The sequence below is a fragment of the uncultured Oscillibacter sp. genome, from assembly GCF_910584465.1.
GTDB lineage: Bacteria > Bacillota > Clostridia > Oscillospirales > Oscillospiraceae > Oscillibacter.
The window spans coordinates 25,208-40,124 of sequence record NZ_CAJUBK010000001.1 but is presented as its reverse complement, the minus strand read 5'-3'; the positions used below and the strand labels follow the sequence as shown (position 1 = coordinate 40,124).

The window sequence follows — 14,917 nt, the reverse complement described above, 5'->3', positions numbered from 1 at the left end:
CCGGAGGTCCCCACATCCGTCCTATATGGACGAGCCCTGAGAGGAGACGCCATGACGATCCGGAACGCCGTGCCCGCAGACCTGCCCGCCCTGGCGGCGGCGGAGGCCGCCTGCTTCCCCCCGGCGGAAGCCGCCTCTGCGGAGGCCCTCGCCCGGCGGCTGGCCGTCTATCCGGACCACTTCTGGCTGATGGAGGAGGACGGCGCCCTGGTCAGCTACATCGACGGCCCCGTCTCCGACGAGCCCTTGCTCCGGGACGAGATGTACGCCGACGCCGCCCTCCACGACGAGGGCGGCGCATGGCAGATGATCTTCGGCGTCGGCACCCTGCCCCGATACCGGACGCAGGGCCGGGCCGCTCTTTTGATGGAGCGGGTCATCGCCGACGCCAGGGCGCAGGGCCGGGCGGGCTGCGTCCTGACCTGCAGGGCGGAGCTCCGCCGCTATTACGAGAGCCTTGGCTATCGGAGCGAGGGCGTCTCCGGATCCGTCCACGGCGGGGCCGTCTGGTACGATATGCGGCTGCGGTTTTGACGAAGGAGGGCCGGTGCCTCACGGCGCCGGCCCTCCCGCGCTCCCTCACCGGAGGCGCTCCCTCAGCCGCCGGGCCAGCAGCACCGCCAGCCCCAGCTTCACGAGATCCGGGACGATGAAGGGGAACACGCAGTAGCCCAGGGCGGTCATCAGGCCCACAGGGCTATCCGTCATAGCATACAGCGCCAGATACCAGGCCGTGCCGAAGGCGTAATAGGTGACCATCCCCAGCACGCAGGCGGTGAGCTTCACCCCCAGGGCCTCCCCCAGCCGGGCGGTCATCCACCAGTACAGCAGGGCCGTGAAAAAGAACCCCAGGATATAGCCTCCCGTGGTCCCCAGCAGCACCCCCAGGCCGCCGCGGAAATTGCTGAACACCGGCGCGCCCACCGCGCCCAGGAGCAGATAGGCGGTGACGGCCAGGGTCCCCCGCTCCCCTCCCAGGGCCAGCAGCGCCGCGAAGATGGCGAAGGTCTGCATCGTGAACTGCACGAAGGGCGCGGGGACGGGGACGGAGATCCAGGCGCAGACCGCCGTCAGCGCCGTGAACAGCGCGACCAGCGTCAGGTCCCGGGCCTTCATCTTCGATAGGGTCCGATCAGGCATAGACGTTCCTCCTTCTGTTTCCTCGGGACCTAGGATACCGCATCCTCCCCTATTTGTCAACCACTTTTTTAAAATCAGTTTACAACTTTGCAGGAGACGAGGGGGAGGGGCCCGGCCCCTCCCCCTCCCGATGGTCCATGCCGCTCAAAGCTCCGTGTGTTCGCACAGCTCCCGGGCCTTGGCCTGGATGTCCTTCAGGTCCTCGAAGGTATCCGGACGCTTATGGACGTCCCGCAGCAGCGCCGCCGGATGGTAGATGGCGGTCATCCACACGCCGTTGCGCTGGGACCACTGGCCGTGCTCCTGGGTGATGCGGAAGTCCTCCTTGATGATGGACTTGGCGGCGATGCGGCCCAGGCAGACGATGATCTTGGGGCGCAGCAGCGCCGTCTGGCGGCGGAGCCAGCCGATGCACGCGTCCCGCTCCACGCCCAGGGGGTCCCGGTTCTGGGGCGGGCGGCACTTGACGATGTTGGCGATGTAGACCTTGCTCCGGTCCAGGCCCACCATCTCCAGCATCTCATCCAGCAGCTTCCCCGCCCGGCCCACGAAGGGCCTGCCCTGCTCGTCCTCATGCTGGCCGGGGCCCTCGCCGATCAGCAGGATCTCCGCGTCCTCCGCGCCGTCGCCGAAGACCACGCTGTGGCGGCCCTCCGCGAGGGAACAGCCCTCACATCCAAGGCACTCCGCCCGCAAGCTCTCCCATGTATCCATATCGTTCCACTCCTATCCTTTCGTTGTCCCCTGCCGGACCATCATACCATGAAAAAACTACCGGCGCAAGGGCCGGATACACGTCCGCCCCCTGGGGGAGACTGAGCCGTGAGGTGATCGGACATGGCCCCCTGGCTCTGGTATTTCTGGATCTACAGCTTCCTGGGCTGGCTGGTGGAGCTGGCCTTCGCCGCCGCTTCGTCCGGGGGAGGGCGGCGGCGCTGCCTGCTCCTCCTGCCCCTTTGCCCCGTCTACGGGCTGGGGATGCTGGCGGTGCTGGCCCTGCCGCCCATGGGCTGGGCGGAGCTGATGGTCTTCGGCGGGCTGGCCGCGACGGCGGCGGAGTATCTCTACCACTGGGCCGGGGAGCGGGCTTTGGGCGTCCGCTTCTGGGACTACCGCCAGGTCCCGGGGAACCTCCGGGGGCGGGTCTGCCTCCCCTTCAGCCTGGCCTGGGGGGTGCTGGTGTGGGCGGCGGTCCGGTTCGTCCAGCCGTGGGCCCAGGCGCTGGCGCAGGCCGTCCCGGCGCCGGTGACCTACGCCTGCCTGCTGGTGTCCACCGCCGACGTGGTCTGCTCTTTGCGGTTCCTCCGGGTCACGGGGGACCTGGAGGGGATGCGGAGGGCGGGCCTCTTCTAAACGCCGGCCCATCCCCGCAGGATGCCCATCGTGACCTCCGCCGCGATCTTGGAAGCCCGCACGCAGTTCCGCTCGAACGCCTCCGCCCCGCTGCCGCCGGCGGTATCGGTGACGGTCCTCACCGACAGGAAGGGGACGCGCTCCACATAGCAGACATGGGCGACCGCGGCGGTCTCCATATCCACCGCCAGCGGGGCGCGGGCGCGGTAGATGCGCTCCCGGTCCCCGTCCTCGATGAACGCCTCCCCCGTGGCGATCGTCCCGAAGCGCAGGGGGCGCCCGGCCTCCGCCGCATAGGCCCGCGCGGCGGCCAGCAGGCCCCCGTCCGACGGGAAATAGACCGACGGCATCCACGGGTGGAACTCCGTCAGGATGTCCTCCGACACGTCGTGATAAAAGGAACGCTCCGCGACCACCGTATCGAACCGCCCGACGCCGGGATCCAGCCCCCCGGCGGTCCCGGCGTCGACGACCGCGTCCACGCCGAAGGTCCCGATCAGCAGCTCCGCCGCCACGGCGGCGTTCACCTTACATACGCCGCCGTACACCGCCGTGACGGGGAGCGGCCCCGCCGTCCCCTCGTAGAACCTCAGCATCGCCCGCTCCGTGGTCCGGGCGACGTCCATCCTCTCCAGGAAGGGCGCCAGCTCCGTATCGCTGGCGCACACGATACCGATCCTCCTCACGCAAAAGCGCCTCCTTCACACCACCTGGAACAGGTAGAATTTCAGATAGCTCGTCTCCTCCACGCCCCATAAGATCGGGTGGTCGCAGCTCTGCTGCCGGGCCTCGATCTGCCGGAGGCGGACCCCGGCGTCCCGCGCGGCGGAGCGGAGCATGGCGGTGAACGCCTCCTCCGGCACGAAGTGGGAGCAGGAACACGTCGCCAGATACCCGCCCCGGGGGAGCAGCTTCATGGCCCGGTAGTTGATCTCTTTATACCCGGTCATGGCGCTGGCCGCCGTCTTCCGGGACTTGGTGAAGGCCGGCGGGTCCAGGATGATGAAGTCGTACCTCGGCGGCTCCCTCTCCAGGGCCGGGAGCAGCTCGAAGACGTTGGCGGCCACGCACTCCACCACGCCGCTCAGGCCGTTCCGCTCCGCGTTGGCCCGCGCCATCTCCACGGCGGTCTCCGACACGTCCACGGCGGTGACGTGCTCCGCCCCGCCCCGGGCGGCGTTCAGGGCGAAGGAGCCGGTATGGGTGAAGCAGTCCAGCACCCTCTTCCCCTTCGCCAGACGGGCCACCGCCCGGCGGTCATACTTCTGATCCAAGAAGAAGCCGGTCTTCTGGCCGTTCTCTACATCCACCAGGTACCGGATCCCATTCTCCACGATCTGCGTCACCGGGGACTCCGGGACCGCCTCCCCCGGCAGGGCGTACCAGGCTTTATACTGCGGCAGGCCCTCCTTCTCCCGGAGGGCCGAGTCGTTCCGCTCGTAGACGCCCCGGACGGCCTGCCCGTCCTCCCGGAGGATGCGGACCAGCAGGGGCAGCACCAGCCCCTTGACCTTCTCCATGCCCGCCGAGAGCACCTGGACGCTGAGGAGGTCGTGGAACTTGTCCACCGTCAGTCCGGGGAACATGTCGGCCTCGCCGAAGACGACCCGGCAGGCGTCCAGGTCCTCCGGGTCCATGACGGTCTTCCGGTACTCCCAGGCCCAGCGGAGCTTCCGCTCCCAGAAGGCGGCGTCGAAGCGGTCGTTGGCGTTCCGGGAGAGCAGGCGGATGCGGATCTTGGACGCCGCGGACAAGAAGCCGGTGCCAAGGTACGCGCCCTTCCGGCCCTGCACGTCCACCAGGCCGCCGTCCTCCGGCGTCCCGGTGATGGAAAGGATCTCTGCGTCATAGACCCAGGGGTGCCCCCGGAGGATGGCGGCTTCGGCCTTGGGCGTGACGGCGGCGCTGGGGTATGGACGTCCTGCTTTCATGGGATGAGGCCCTCCTGTCAGCTTTTTTCCCGTCCAGTATAGCACACATCCGCCCGGATCTCCATAGTATCCAAATAAGAAGGAGGGATCGCCATGCCTACGATCTATTTGAGCCCGTCGACTCAGGAGTGGAACGCCTACGTCACCGGCAGCGGCTCGGAGGAATACAACATGAACCTGCTGGCGGACACCCTGGTCCCCTACCTGCGGTCCAACGGCATCCAATTCCAGCGAAACCGCCCCGAGATGACCGCCGGGTCCTCCATCCGGGAGGCCAACCGGGGGACCTACGACCTCTACCTCGCCCTCCACTCCAACGGCGCGCCGGAGGGCCGCTACGGCGAGGAGCGGGGCATCATCGTCTTTTACTACCCCACCAGCCGCCAGGGCCGGCGGGCGGCGGAGCTCATCGCCCAGGAGCTGCGCAAGATCTATCCCCTGCCCAACAAGGTCACCACCCGCTCCACCACCACGCTGGGGGAGGTCGCCCAGTCCAACGCCCCCGCCGTGCTGGCGGAGATCGGCTACCACGACAATTATTCCGACGCCGTCTGGGTGGAGGGCCACATGGACGCCATCGCCCAGCAGCTGGCCCGGGCGCTGACCGAGTTTTTCGGCCTGCCCTTCATCTATCCCACAGATCCCGTGGAGGGCCGGGTGTCCGTCCGCTGGGGGACGCTGAACCTGCGGAGCTACCCCGCCCCCACCGGCACCATCATCGCCAACATGCCCAACGGGGCCCCCGTGACCATCTACGGCGAGTGGCAGGGCTGGTACGTCGTCCATTACGGGGACCTGGTGGGCTACGCCGCCGCCGCCTTCATCGACACCTGACCGCCCGGGTGAGGGCCCGCGCCGGCCCCCGCTTCCCCCTCCCCGCAAATTTTTCGCAGGGATCTGCCTCAGATCTGAGGATTTTCCTTGACAGCCGTCCGGCAAACGTTTAAACTAGAGGAAGATCGCCATCGGGGGGCAAAGGGGCGCCCTCCGGTCGTTTTCTAAGACCGACCCTGTTCGACCGGGCCTGTTTTGGGGACTGACGATACGCCCAGCGGAGAGAGCTCCCCGCCCCAGCGCGGACGGGCGCCCCTCATCCGGGGCGCGGGCAGGACGAGAGGGGCCCCGGTCGCCGCGGCGGCCATACCGCCCGCGGGCGTCCCATGCCCTGGGAGGCGGGACGATCCCCCTCCGCCGCACGGGTGTGTCGACGGTCTTTGGAACAGGCTCCGGACGATACCAAAAAATCGAAATGGAGGGATCAGCAGCCGTGATCCAGCTCATCATCGCCGTAGTGATCGGCGTGGCGGTCGGCGGCGCGATCTTCTTCCCGCTCGGTATCCGCTACCGGAAGAACGTCTCTGAGAAAGAGATCTCCAGCGCTGAGGAAGAGGGGAAGCGCATCGTCAACGAAGCCATCAAAAGCGCCGAATCCAAGAAGCGCGAGGCTTTGTTGGAGGCCAAGGAAGAGATCTTGAAGAACCGCAGCGAGTACGAAAAGGAAGTCAAAGAACGCCGGGCCGACCTTCAGCGGCAGGAGAACCGCCTGCAGCAGAAGGAGGAGAACCTCGACCGGAAGATCGAGGCCGTGGAAAAGAAAGAAGAGTCCCTGACACAAAAGCACGCCGCCATCGACAAGGAGGCCGAAGAGATCCGGCTCGTCAAGCGCGGCCAGACCGAGATGCTCGAGCGCATCTCCGGCTTCACCACCGAGGAGGCCAAGCAGTACCTCATCGACCAGGTGGAGTCCGAGGTCACCCATGAGACCGCCCTCAAGATCAAAGAGGTCGAGTCCCGGATGAAGGAGGAGTGCGACGCCCGGGCCCGGGAGATCGTGGCCCAGGCCATCCAGCGCTGCGCCGCCGACCAGGTGGCCGACATGACCGTCAGTGTGGTCCCCCTGCCCAATGACGAGATGAAAGGCCGCATCATCGGCCGGGAAGGCCGGAACATCCGCACCATCGAGACCCTGACCGGCGTGGACCTCATCATCGACGACACGCCGGAGGCCATCACCGTCTCCTGCTTCGAGCCGGTGCGCCGGGAGATCGCCCGCCTCGCCCTGGAGAAGCTCATCTCCGACGGGCGCATCCACCCCACCCACATCGAGGAGATGGTGGAGAAGGCCCGCCGGGAGGTGGACGCCACCATCAAGGCCGAGGGCGAGCGGGTCACCTTCGAGTGCGGCATCCGCAGCCTCCACCCCGAGCTGGTGAAGATGCTGGGCCGCCTCCACTACCGCACCAGCTACGGGCAGAACGTCCTCCAGCACTCCGTGGAAGTCAGCCACATCGCCGGCATGATGGCCGCGGAGCTGGGCGTGGACGTGCAGGCCGCCAAGCGCGCCGGACTGCTCCACGACCTGGGCAAGTCCGTCGACCATGAGATGGAGGGCACCCATGTGGCCCTGGGCGTGGAGTTCGCCCGGAAGTACAAGGAGCGGGAGGACATCGTCCACGCCATCGAGGCCCACCACAACGATGTGGAGCCCAGGACCATCGTCGCCTGCCTGGTACAGGCCGCGGACGCCATCTCCGCCGCCCGGCCCGGCGCCCGGCGCGAGAACCTGGAGAACTACATCAAGCGCCTGGAGCAGCTGGAGAGCATCACCGGCGGCTATCCCGGCGTGGACAAGGCTTACGCCATCCAGGCGGGCCGGGAGGTCCGGGTCATGGTCCGGCCCGAGCAGGTCAGCGAGGACCAGATGGTCCTCCTGGCCCGGGATCTGGCCAAGAAAATCGAGGAGGAGATGGAGTACCCCGGTCAGATCAAGGTCCATGTCCTCCGGGAGACCAAGGTCGTCGAGTACGCGAAATGAAGACCCATATCCATGTCCGGGGGATGCCGGCTGAGCGGGGGATATCGCCTCCGATCGAGGCAGCTGTCCTCCGCGGGCTGCCGCCCGGGGAGGACAGCTGGAAGCGTGGGGCAAACGGCCTGCTCAAACGGCGTCACATGGTCGTGGATACAGGTCCCGATCCCCGCGATGGACTGCGGGGACAAAGACGCAGGGAACAGGAAGCGGCCGTGATCGTCTCACCGCCGCTTCCTATCTTTTTCAGCAGAACAGAAAGGAAGGATCGCAAGCTATGAGCGTCACATCCCTGTCGAACACCCGGAAGGCCCAGGCGGAGGACCGCCGTCCCGCCGTCTCCCCGGCCCCCTCCGGTCCCTCCTTCCGGGAGCGGATGGTCCAGACCACCGCCGCCGTCCAGGGGCCCACCATCCATCTCCGCATGCCCAATGAGGACACGGTCTTCTCCGGCTCCCACCGCGGCCGGGACGGCACCATGCAGGAACTCTACGCGGAATATACGGCGGGCTCCACTCCCGGCGACCCCATCGTCCGGGTCACCGGGACCTCGGACAGCGGGCCCTTCGACTTCACCTGCCATATCAAGGATATCGACCCCTCCAGCGCCTCTTACGCGGAGCTGGCCGCCCTCTTCGGCCATCTGGAGGAGGCCGGCGCATCCCGGGGCGGTCCGGACGGCCGGGTCCTCCCCACCGGGCTGGAGGCCGGAGACATCACGGAAAAGCGAGATTATCTCAGCATGATCGACCGGCATCGGCACGACTCCCACTTTGGCGGCGTCTGCCGGGCCCAAGCGGCGGAGCTGCTGGCCCTGTACCGCCCCTATGCCTCCGGAGCTCCCGGCGCCGCCGCCCCGGACCACCGGCTCTTTTTGAAGGACCGTCTGCTCTCTGGCCTGTCGGAGTTCCGCTCCGCCCTGCTGGAGCGGATGCGGGAGGCCAAGGAGGACCAGGAGGAGCAGGAAGCCTGGGACAAGCTCATGGAGCACCTGGACGCCTGGATCGAGTCCCTGCGGGAGGAGGCGGACGTGCGGAGGATCGCGCGGGCCCACGCCGCCCTGGCCGCCCTCCAGGCAGACGCCGGGGCGGACCGGCCGGACCTCGGCAGCTATCTCCTGGGGCGGATGGAAGCCCTCATCGCCTGAATCGAGCCCTCCGGCCCAGCCGGAGGGCTCGACTTTTGCGGCCGGGATCCCCCCTCACCGCGGGCCGGAGGTCCAGGGCAGCGCGCCCCAATAGACGCTGGCGGACAGCGCGGGCAGCAGCCACAGGCTCCCCCCGCTCTCCCACATGGCCCAGGCGATCCCCGCCGCCAGGGCCAGCGCCGTCACCGTGCCCAGCCAGCGGGCCGCCCGCTCCCCCGCGTCCGGGCCCCCCAGCCAGGAGGCCAGCAGGTACGCCGCCCGGCCCCCGTCCAGGGGGCGGACGGGCAGCAGGTTGAACACGCACAGCACCACGTCTGCCCCCACCGCCGCCGCCCAGTGCCCGCCGCCCAGCGCCGCCAGCACCGCCGCCGCCAGCAGGTTCGCAACGGGGCCCGCCAGCACCGCCGCCAGTTCCCCGCCGTAGGAGAGCCTCCGGCTGTCCGTCTCCAGCACCGCCCCCAGGGCGCTGAGGCGGAATCCCGTCACCTCCGCCCCCAGCATCCGGAGCACCAGCCAGTGCCCCAGCTCATGGACGCCAGCGGCCCCCAGCACGGTGAGCAGGGGCTCCCAGCCGTTCGCCAGGACGAACCAGGCGGCCAGGAGCACGAAGCCGCCGGTGAAGCGGACCCTACAGGGAGGCGACATAGTAGACGGGGTTCAGGTACGTGCCGTCCTTCTGGAGCTCGAAATGGAGGTGGGGCCCGGTGGCCATGCCCGTCTCCCCCACCTCGGCGATCTTCTGCCCCCGGCTCACCGCCGTCCCGGAGCTGGCCGTGATCCGGCTGCAATGGGCATAGAGGGTGGAGAAGCCGCCCTCGTGGGCCACCACGCAGTAACGGCCATAGCTGCTGCTGTCCCCCACGGCGGTGACGGTGCCGTCGGCGAAGCACGCCACCTCCGCCCCGACCTCCGCCGCCAGGTCCACACCGTAGTGGAACCGCTCCTCCCCCTCCGTCGGGTGCTCCCGGTAGCCGAAGTCGGAGCTGAGGACCCCTTCCACCGGCGCGCAGTAATCGAAGCCCAGGATGGCCTGCTCCATGCTGACGCCCTCCGGGAGGTTCTCCTGGGAATACAGGACATACGCCAAGTCCGAGGCCGACGGGGGAGCGTCGGCCTCCTCCGTCGGCGGGGCGTCCCCCCCGGCGGGATCCTCCGGCCCCATCCGCCACCTCCGCAGGCTGTCCAGCGCCCCGCCGCCCGGGATCCCCGGCGCCCGGATGGGGGCCCCCATCGCGGTCAGCGCAGGCCCCGCCGCAGGGGCCCCCTCCTGCGGATGGAAGACCGCCTGATAGACCTCCTCCACCCCGCCGCCCTCCTCTCCGGAGAAGGCCCGGCCGACGGCGCTGAAGACCGCCTGGACGTCCATGTTCTGCTCCATGACGGCGGCCAGTTTCTCGTTGAAGGCCGTCATCCTCGCCGGGAGCAGCAGCTTCGCCGCCACCAGCGCCACGAAGATGCCGCCGCAGGCCACCAGCTGCACGAGCCGCCGCAGCTCCTTCCCCGCCAAGGGCCCGTCCTTCTGCCGCCGGGCCCCGGCCCGGACGCTCCGGCCGGCGCTCCGCCGCCGGGCCATGGAGGCGATCCGCCGCCCCGTCTGCCGTGAGGTCATGTCCGTCCCCTCCTTCCGTTCCTCCTGCATTTTATGTACGTGCCTCCTCAAACATGCCCCCAGATCCCCGGGGCCGCCTGCGCCGCGGACGGAGCCGCCCCCAAAGCGGGGGGGCCGGGGATCCCCCGCCGCATCACGCCCCCCTCCGGGGCGCCGCCGGCCGGGCCTGGGGCATGTCCGCAAAATATCGGATCTTTTCACAAAAAAAGGGTTGACCCCTCCGGAGACCTGTGCTATACTTGATGTCACCTGTGAGCGGGGCTTTTTTGTCGTGCGCTTTTTCGCTTTTCGAGCCGCAGCAGACAGGTCCCGGCAGGGAGGCAGTCGGCCTCCCCCCGAGGGAGGTCAATATAAGGAGGTGCCGAACGATGCGAGTCAAAGTGACCCTGAGGTGCAACGAGTGCAAGCAGAGGAACTACAATACCATGAAGAACAAGAAGAACACACCGGACAAGCTGGAGCTGAACAAGTATTGCCGTTTCTGCCGGAAGCACACGCTCCACAGCGAGACCAAATAATCAAGGAAAGGGCGTATCGGAAGAATGGCAGAAGCGAAGAAGAAGGACCGCGGCCTTTGGTTCCGCGAGATGAAAAGCGAGCTGAAGAAGGTCGTTTGGCCCAATAAGCAGACGGTGGTCAAGAACACCGGCACGGTGCTGCTGTGTTCCGCCATCATCGGCGCGTTCATCTGGGTGTTCGACTTCGTGTCGGTCTCCCTGGTCCAGATGATCCTGAGCGTCTTTGGCGCCTGAGGGAGCGGAAGATGGCAGACAGCGCGAAATGGTATGTCATCCATACCTACTCCGGCTATGAGAACGCCGTCAAGACCAGCATCGAGAAATTCGTCACCGGACGGAACATGGAGGATATGATCTTGCGGATCGAGATCCCCATGGAGAACGTGACGGAGATCACCGAGAGCGGCGCTTCCAAGGAAGTGGCCCGGAAGGTCTTCCCCGGCTACGTGCTCATCAAGATGATCATGACGGACGAGACCTGGCACCTGGTGCGCAACGTCCGGGGCGTCACCGGCTTCGTCGGCACCGCCAACAAGGCCATCCCCCTGACCGAGGAAGAGGTCCTGGCCATGGGCATGGAGAAGCACGAGATCGTCGTCAAATACAGCGTCGGCGACCACGTGCGGATCATGGACGGCCCGCTGGCCAGCTTCACCGGCGTGGTCGAGGAGATCGAGCCGGAGAAAGACCGCGTCAGCGTCATGGTCTCCATGTTCGGCCGGGAGACCCCGGTGGACCTGGAGCTGGATCAGGTCGAAGTCCTGAGTTGAGCCGCGCCCTCGCGGCGCGCAGGTGGGAGGGACACGGACGGTCCCGCCGAACCACATTTTAAATCGTAGGAGGTGCCGCTCCATGGCACAGAAGATCACTGGTTATGTAAAACTGCAGATCCCCGCGGGCAAGGCGACGCCCGCTCCCCCCGTCGGCCCCGCCCTGGGCCAGCACGGCGTGAACATCGCCGCTTTCACCAAGGAGTTCAACGAGCGTACCAAGAACGACGTGGGCATGATCATCCCCGTCGTCATCACCGTGTACGCCGACCGCTCCTTCTCCTTCATCACCAAGACGCCTCCGGCGGCGGTGCTGATCAAGAAGGAGTGCAATATCGAGTCCGGCTCCGGCGTCCCCAACAAGACCAAGGTGGCCACCATCTCCAAGGCCAGCATCCAGAAGATCGCCGAGATCAAGATGCGGGACCTGAACGCCGCCGACCTGGAGTCCGCCATGAGCATGATCGCCGGGACCTGCCGGTCCATGGGCGTCATCGTCGGCGACTGATCCCGATGAAACAGGCGTGAGGGGACTCGCGCCGGAAGCCGAGCGGCGCTGCGCCGCTCCATACAGTGGGAGGATACCGTTCCGAAGGACCACTATGAGGAGGAAGTAACAGTGTTTAGAGGCAAAAAATATCAGGACAGCGCGAAGCAGATCGACAAGAACATCCAGTATGAGCCCGCCGAGGGCCTGGCGCTGGTCTGCAAGACCGCTACCGCGAAGTTCGACGAGACCGTCGAGCTGCATGTGAAGCTGGGCGTGGACTCCCGGCACGCCGACCAGCAGGTCCGCGGTGCCATCGTCCTGCCCCACGGCACCGGCAAGACCGTCCGTGTGCTGGTCTTCGCCAAGGCCGACAAGGCCGAGGCCGCCAAGGCCGCCGGCGCCGACTATGTCGGCGAGATGGACCTGGTGGAGAAGATCCAGAAGGAGAATTGGTTCGATTTCGACGTGGTCGTCGCCAGTCCCGACATGATGGGCGTGGTGGGCCGTCTCGGCAAGGTGCTGGGCCCCAAGGGCCTGATGCCCTCCCCCAAGGCCGGCACCGTGACCCCCGACGTGGCCAAGGCCGTGCAGGAGGTCAAGGCCGGTAAGATCGAGTACCGCCTGGACAAGACCAACATCATCCACTGCCCCATCGGCAAGGTCTCCTTCGGCCCCGAGAAGCTGACGGAGAACTACAACACCCTGATGGGCGCCATCGTGAAGGCGAAGCCCGCCGCTGCCAAGGGCCAGTATATCCGCAGCTGCGTCGCCGCCGCCACCATGGGGCCGGGCGTGCGCATGAACACCGCCAAGCTGGTCTGATACCGCAGATCCGGGAGGGAAGGCCCAACGGCCTCCCCTCCCCTTATGTCCGCCAAAGAGGTCCAGCGCCATGGATCATATCGTAAGGCCCTATCGCCCCGGCAAGGAAGCCTATTTCGCCGACGCCCAGAGGCGCGTCTGCTCCGAGGAGCACCGCTGGGGCCCCGCCTCCATCGACTACGCCATGAAGGGTCGCCCTGGATCATACCGCTCGGCCGAAAGATGACCGGGAGGAGATGTGGGCCGCCGAGGTGGAGGGCAGACCGATCGGCTGCATCATGCTCTGCCGGCCGGAGGGATCCCCCGACGCGGGCCAGCTCCGCCTGTTCCTGGCGGAGGAGGGCTCCCGGCGCTGCGGGGCCGGCCGCTCCCTGACCTCCGCCCTGCTCCAAAAGGCCCGGGAGGCCGGATACCGGCGGCCGATCCTCTGGACCGCCAGCCCGCTGACCGGCGCCGTCCGCCATCATGAGGCGCTGGGTCCCGGGAAGCGGAGGAAGGGGAGGACCGGGAGTGGAGCCTGGAGGACAGGCCGCTCTATGAGATCAAGATGGTCATGACGCTTTCCTGAGGAAAAAGGCAGATCTTCCCCTGTCCCCCTATTGACAAATCGTCCCTGTCCGTATATAATGATAGTCGCGTTCCAAAGACAGCAGGTGGGCTTTGCCCGTAAATCCTGCCGAGGGCGGCAAATGTAGATTTGCTATGCGTCCTTGTGTCTTCCCGGACACCAGGGCGTTTCCTTTTGAACGCACATCCCGATCCTTTGGAGGTGAAACAAGTCATGCCTAACGCAAAAGTCTTATCCGAGAAGCAGGCCGTCGTCGCCGAGCTGACCGACAAGATCCAGAAGGCTACCGCAGGCGTCATCGTCGACTACAAGGGCATCACCGTCGAGGAGGACACCGCCCTGCGGAAGGAGTGCCGTGAGAATGCGGTGGATTACTCCGTCATCAAGAACACGCTGCTCCGCTTCGCTTTCAACAACACCGGCCTGAACGACCTGGACGGTCTGCTGAACGGGACCACTTCCCTGGCCCTGGGCGACGATCCCGTGGCCCCCGCCCGGATCATGAACGACTACGCCAAGAAGCTGGACGGCAAGTTCGAGATCAAGGGCGGCTTCATGGACGGCAAGCCCGTGGACCTGGACACCATCAAGTCCCTGGCCTCCATCCCCGCGCTCCCCGTCCTGCAGGCCCAGGTCCTCGGCACTATGCTGGCCCCCATCACCGGCCTGGCCGTGGTCCTGAAGCAGATCGCCGAGAAACAGGGCGCGCCCGCCGAGGCCGCCGAAGAGGCCCCCGCCGCCGAATGAGCGGCCCCTACTCATCTAAAATTTACTATCAGGAGGTCCTATACCATGTCTGAGAAAGTTACCGCCATGATCGAAGAGATCAAAGGCCTGACCGTTCTGGAGCTCAGCGAGCTCGTCCACGCCCTGGAGGAGGAGTTCGGCGTCTCCGCCGCCGCTATGGCCGCTCCCGCCGCCGCCGGCGCCGCTCCCGCCGCCGAAGAGAAGACCGAGTTCGACGTGGTCCTGACCGGCTTCGACGCCGCGTCCAAGATCAAGGTCATCAAGGTCGTCCGCGAGATCACCGGCCAGGGCCTGGCCGAGGCCAAGGCCACCGTCGAGGGCGCTCCCGCCACCATCAAGGAGGGCGCTTCCAAGGACGACGCCGAAGCCCTGAAGAAGCAGATCGAGGAAGTCGGCGGCAAGGTCGAGCTGAAGTGAGACCCTGTCCCCAAAGGCCCATGGCGTCCGCCATGGGCCTTTTCCCATCCCCTCCGCCAGGCGGCGGCATCTGAACTCTGAAAGCGAGGGCCTTTATGCGCATCATGGCGATCGATCTCGGGGACGCCCACACCGGCATCGCTGTCTCCGACCCCACCGGGCTGCTGGCCGGCTTCACCACCACCATCACCGCATACCGTCCCGAAGCCGTGGCGGAGAGGATCTCCGCGCTGGCCCGGGAGCATCACGCGGAGGAGCTGGTCCTGGGCCATCCGCGGAACATGGACGGGACGGTGGGCCCCAGGGCCGAGAAGGCGGAGGCGTTCGCCGCGCTGCTGCGGGAAGCCACCGGGCTGCCGGTGATCCTTTGGGACGAGCGGCGGACCACCATCGACGCCCACCAGATCCTCTTCAACGCCGGGAAGGACGCCAGGAAACGGAAGGGGACGGTGGATGCCGTGGCGGCGGCACTGATCTTGGAGGGCTATCTGACCTACAAAAAGAGCCACTGAAGGACCAGCCGGCCGATGTCCCATCGGCCGGCTGGTCCTATGCCTCGTTTCAAAGATCCTCCTTTGACCGCCTGAGCAGGCCCC

21 protein-coding genes and 1 other annotated feature are annotated in these 14,917 nt (G+C 67.0%); of the genes, 15 read left to right on the top strand and 6 right to left on the bottom strand.

The annotated features are described in order from the left end of the window. Positions 1-51: 51 nt before the first annotated feature. Complete coding sequence (locus tag QZ332_RS00225) at positions 52-534, top strand: GNAT family N-acetyltransferase (protein ID WP_295760934.1); 483 nt, start codon at positions 52-54, stop codon at positions 532-534. A 45-nt stretch (positions 535-579) separates the two neighbouring features. On the opposite strand, the gene QZ332_RS00220 is transcribed toward QZ332_RS00225, so the two are convergent. Together QZ332_RS00220 and QZ332_RS00215 are read right to left on the bottom strand one after the other, a co-directional pair. After that, the gene (locus tag QZ332_RS00220; protein ID WP_295760933.1) at positions 580-1,140 is read right to left on the bottom strand and encodes a biotin transporter BioY; all 561 of its coding nucleotides are present in this window, start codon (positions 1,138-1,140) and stop codon (positions 580-582) included. Between the two features lie 144 nt (positions 1,141-1,284). Continuing rightward, complete coding sequence (locus QZ332_RS00215; protein WP_295760932.1) at positions 1,285-1,854, bottom strand: uracil-DNA glycosylase family protein; 570 nt, start codon at positions 1,852-1,854, stop codon at positions 1,285-1,287. Between the two features lie 123 nt (positions 1,855-1,977). Between QZ332_RS00215 and QZ332_RS00210 the strand changes: the two genes are divergently transcribed. Further along, the gene (locus tag QZ332_RS00210) at positions 1,978-2,493 is read left to right on the top strand and encodes a putative ABC transporter permease (RefSeq protein WP_295760931.1); all 516 of its coding nucleotides are present in this window, start codon (positions 1,978-1,980) and stop codon (positions 2,491-2,493) included. Here the strand turns inward: QZ332_RS00210 and mtnN are convergent. Beyond that, complete coding sequence (mtnN, locus tag QZ332_RS00205) at positions 2,490-3,179, bottom strand: 5'-methylthioadenosine/S-adenosylhomocysteine nucleosidase (protein ID WP_295760930.1); 690 nt, start codon at positions 3,177-3,179, stop codon at positions 2,490-2,492. The genes QZ332_RS00210 and mtnN overlap by 4 nt on opposite strands. Positions 3,180-3,194: 15 nt before the next feature. Continuing rightward, complete coding sequence (locus QZ332_RS00200) at positions 3,195-4,424, bottom strand: class I SAM-dependent rRNA methyltransferase (protein ID WP_295760929.1); 1,230 nt, start codon at positions 4,422-4,424, stop codon at positions 3,195-3,197. Positions 4,425-4,517: 93 nt separating this feature from the next. Between QZ332_RS00200 and QZ332_RS00195 the strand changes: the two genes are divergently transcribed. The 3 genes from QZ332_RS00195 (at position 4,518) to QZ332_RS00185 (ending at position 8,380) form a co-directional block, all read left to right on the top strand. Beyond that, a complete protein-coding gene (locus tag QZ332_RS00195; RefSeq protein WP_295760928.1) occupies positions 4,518-5,258 on the top strand; it encodes an N-acetylmuramoyl-L-alanine amidase in 741 nt (246 codons plus the stop codon). A 415-nt stretch (positions 5,259-5,673) separates the two neighbouring features. Continuing rightward, the gene (gene rny / locus QZ332_RS00190) at positions 5,674-7,239 is read left to right on the top strand and encodes a ribonuclease Y (protein WP_295760926.1); all 1,566 of its coding nucleotides are present in this window, start codon (positions 5,674-5,676) and stop codon (positions 7,237-7,239) included. 271 nt (positions 7,240-7,510) lie between these two features. Next, positions 7,511-8,380: a hypothetical protein gene (locus QZ332_RS00185; RefSeq protein WP_295760924.1), complete on the top strand. Its 870-nt coding sequence runs from the start codon at positions 7,511-7,513 to the stop codon at positions 8,378-8,380. A 54-nt stretch (positions 8,381-8,434) separates the two neighbouring features. On the opposite strand, the gene QZ332_RS00180 is transcribed toward QZ332_RS00185, so the two are convergent. Both QZ332_RS00180 and QZ332_RS00175 read right to left on the bottom strand, forming a co-directional pair. Next, a complete protein-coding gene (locus tag QZ332_RS00180) occupies positions 8,435-9,025 on the bottom strand; it encodes a site-2 protease family protein (protein WP_295760922.1) in 591 nt (196 codons plus the stop codon). Beyond that, positions 9,009-9,989: a M23 family metallopeptidase gene (locus QZ332_RS00175; RefSeq protein ID WP_295760920.1), complete on the bottom strand. Its 981-nt coding sequence runs from the start codon at positions 9,987-9,989 to the stop codon at positions 9,009-9,011. Before QZ332_RS00175 ends, QZ332_RS00180 begins: the two co-directional genes overlap by 17 nt. Positions 9,990-10,357: 368 nt before the next feature. Here QZ332_RS00175 and rpmG point away from each other — a divergent pair, with 368 nt between their 5' ends. From rpmG to ruvX, 10 genes are all read left to right on the top strand, one after another. After that, a complete protein-coding gene (gene rpmG, locus QZ332_RS00170) occupies positions 10,358-10,507 on the top strand; it encodes a 50S ribosomal protein L33 (protein ID WP_016323379.1) in 150 nt (49 codons plus the stop codon). 24 nt (positions 10,508-10,531) lie between these two features. Next, on the top strand, positions 10,532-10,741 hold the full coding sequence (gene secE, locus QZ332_RS00165; protein WP_295760918.1) for a preprotein translocase subunit SecE: 210 nt from the start codon (positions 10,532-10,534) through the stop codon (positions 10,739-10,741). Between the two features lie 11 nt (positions 10,742-10,752). After that, a complete protein-coding gene (nusG, locus tag QZ332_RS00160) occupies positions 10,753-11,277 on the top strand; it encodes a transcription termination/antitermination protein NusG (RefSeq protein WP_295760916.1) in 525 nt (174 codons plus the stop codon). An 82-nt stretch (positions 11,278-11,359) separates the two neighbouring features. After that, positions 11,360-11,785 carry a 50S ribosomal protein L11 gene (gene rplK, locus QZ332_RS00155; RefSeq protein WP_295760913.1) on the top strand — a complete coding sequence of 142 codons (426 nt, stop codon included), beginning with the start codon at positions 11,360-11,362 and terminating at the stop codon, positions 11,783-11,785. Positions 11,786-11,896: 111 nt separating this feature from the next. Next, on the top strand, positions 11,897-12,589 hold the full coding sequence (rplA, locus tag QZ332_RS00150) for a 50S ribosomal protein L1 (protein ID WP_295760911.1): 693 nt from the start codon (positions 11,897-11,899) through the stop codon (positions 12,587-12,589). Positions 12,590-12,659: 70 nt separating this feature from the next. Then, positions 12,660-12,815, top strand: a complete 156-nt coding sequence (locus QZ332_RS00145) for a hypothetical protein (RefSeq protein ID WP_295760909.1) — start codon at positions 12,660-12,662, stop codon at positions 12,813-12,815. A 10-nt stretch (positions 12,816-12,825) separates the two neighbouring features. Beyond that, positions 12,826-13,146: a GNAT family N-acetyltransferase gene (locus QZ332_RS00140; protein ID WP_295760907.1), complete on the top strand. Its 321-nt coding sequence runs from the start codon at positions 12,826-12,828 to the stop codon at positions 13,144-13,146. Between the two features lie 65 nt (positions 13,147-13,211). Beyond that, positions 13,212-13,337 (top strand) — a sequence feature (ribosomal protein L10 leader region). A gap of 33 nt (positions 13,338-13,370) precedes the next feature. Then, a complete protein-coding gene (rplJ, locus tag QZ332_RS00135) occupies positions 13,371-13,904 on the top strand; it encodes a 50S ribosomal protein L10 (RefSeq protein WP_295760906.1) in 534 nt (177 codons plus the stop codon). Positions 13,905-13,949: 45 nt separating this feature from the next. Then, positions 13,950-14,321, top strand: a complete 372-nt coding sequence (rplL, locus tag QZ332_RS00130; protein WP_295760904.1) for a 50S ribosomal protein L7/L12 — start codon at positions 13,950-13,952, stop codon at positions 14,319-14,321. 95 nt (positions 14,322-14,416) lie between these two features. After that, on the top strand, positions 14,417-14,833 hold the full coding sequence (gene ruvX, locus QZ332_RS00125) for a Holliday junction resolvase RuvX (RefSeq protein ID WP_295760902.1): 417 nt from the start codon (positions 14,417-14,419) through the stop codon (positions 14,831-14,833). Positions 14,834-14,917: the final 84 nt, after the last annotated feature.